Below are 1,753 nucleotides of genomic sequence, written 5' to 3'. Positions count from 1 at the left end.
GCGTAATTGTCAAATTACTTAACATACTTTGTTTGATTAGCGCCTACTTACTTAGGCGAAGTTCGATTGCTCCCTAATTCTCAATTTAAAATCCTCAATTTTCCGGCTTGAATTCAAACTTTAGTTGAGCGGAAAGCAGAAGCAGATCGGCTGTTCAATCAAGGGGTTCAGCAATATCAAATTAGTCAATTTTAAGCTGCTTTGCAGTCTTGGCAACAGGCACTAATCATTGATCGGGAAATTAAAAACCGCCACAGCGAGGGGAAAGCTTTGGGAAATCTGGGACTTGCTTACCGTAACCTGGGCGACTGCGCCAAAGCGATTGACTACGCTCAGCAGTGGTTGGCAACTCACGGTTTATTTGATGAAGTCAAGACGCGAGATTTTCCGGGCGCAATTGCCCTTACTTTATCAGGAAATGATGATTGATTGCTGACTTCCAGCGAAATTTCGGATTTAAAATTAAATGCTAAATTAGTAGTATTGAGTGATTGCAATACTGGCAGAGGACAACTCACAGGTGATGGCGTGCTTGGGTTATCTCGTGCTTTAATTAGTGCTGGAGTTCCTAGTATTATCGTTTCTCTATGGTCAGTACCCGATGCTGAGACAGCGGAATTAATGGCAGAATTCTATGGCCAGTTGCAGTAAAACCCAAATAAAGCTCAAGCTTTGCGACAAGCGATGCCGATCGCAATGAAGATGCACCCAAATCCACAAGATTGGGCAGCGTTTACGCTGATTGGTGAAGCAGAATAAGATTTGTATCTTGGCTTACTACACTGATTGAGGATTGCAGCCAAACAAATCGGAGGTAGAGGCAAAAACATCTTTGTTAAGTATTAAATGCCGATCGCCATCTCGACTAATTAAGCCTTGCTGCTGCAATTTTCCCAACATTCGCGTTACAGTTACCCGCGTCGTACAAATAGCATTAGCAATATCTTGATGTGTCAAACGGATGCTCAAACGAGTTCCTTCAACCACAGGCTGACCGAAGTCCTGTTGCAATAATAGCAGAAGTTGATACAAACGGTCTTCTACTCGGCGCTGTCCGGCGATCGCCAAAATTGATTCCATTTGTCGCAGCCGCCGCACCATTTGAGGCAGCAACTCGTGAGCCAATTGAGGAGAAGCTTCGATTTCCACCATAGAATACCACATCAAATAAACATCTGATGTCGCCGTAGCACGGTAAGTTTGCAAGCTTGTCAACCACAAACCGAAACACATCGAAGGCCCCACCCAACCCAAAAGTCCTTCTTCTCCGGTGGGATAAAGCGTACTCAGTTGTGCTAAACCTTGACAGACGCGCCACAAGCCGTGCGGCATCAAAGGAATCGTTTCGCCCTTGGCATAAAAATGCAAGTTGCGAGTCGCTCCCGTGTTATGCTGGACTTCCGCTAAAAGTGCTTTCGATGTTGGTGGCATATCCGTTATTTCCAGCTAAAAAACATTAGTTTGAGACCTAGCCCTCTCACTCTAACCGACCAAGGTAAAGGTTAGGTAATCGTTAGGTTAGCGGGAGTATAAGCTTTAGTCATTAGTTGTTCTTAGTTATACCAATTCTGAAAATCGGGAGTATATGTAGTAGTAGGTAAGCGGGACGGCGCGGTGTCCTTAAAAGTAGGTGCGAGTTTTAATTATTGGTATTATAATATAGAGGGTTCTCGCAATATGTTTAAAAATAGGATTTGTAGTAGACTTGAATTGCATAAGTCTTCGATCGATACAGAAACCGCAGATGTCAGAC

3 protein-coding genes are annotated in these 1,753 nt (G+C 43.9%); 2 read left to right on the top strand and 1 reads right to left on the bottom strand.

The window, feature by feature from the left end; translation table 11 throughout:
- The first annotated feature begins 201 nt into the window (after window positions 1–201).
- The gene (locus tag QT974_RS34040) at window positions 202–429 is read left to right on the top strand and encodes a tetratricopeptide repeat protein (protein ID WP_333472766.1); all 228 of its coding nucleotides are present in this window, start codon (window positions 202–204) and stop codon (window positions 427–429) included.
- Window positions 430–651, top strand: a complete 222-nt coding sequence (locus QT974_RS34035) for a CHAT domain-containing protein (protein ID WP_333472765.1) — start codon at window positions 430–432, stop codon at window positions 649–651.
- A 126-nt stretch (window positions 652–777) separates the two neighbouring features.
- On the opposite strand, the gene QT974_RS34030 is transcribed toward QT974_RS34035, so the two are convergent.
- Window positions 778–1,431, bottom strand: a complete 654-nt coding sequence (locus tag QT974_RS34030) for a Crp/Fnr family transcriptional regulator (protein WP_333472764.1) — start codon at window positions 1,429–1,431, stop codon at window positions 778–780.
- Window positions 1,432–1,753: the final 322 nt, after the last annotated feature.

The sequence above is a fragment of the Microcoleus sp. BM001215392 genome (assembly GCF_036700185.1).
GTDB lineage: Bacteria > Cyanobacteriota > Cyanobacteriia > Cyanobacteriales > Microcoleaceae > Microcoleus.
The sequence above is the reverse complement of the archived record's forward strand: the minus strand, read 5'-3'. Positions and strand labels throughout refer to the sequence as shown.

What these genes read in the sequence shown, in the direction of transcription:
- QT974_RS34030 (WP_333472764.1), bottom strand. Translation starts at nt 1,431, where the DNA reads ATGCCACCAACATCGAAAGCACTTTTAGCGGAAGTCCAGCATAACACG.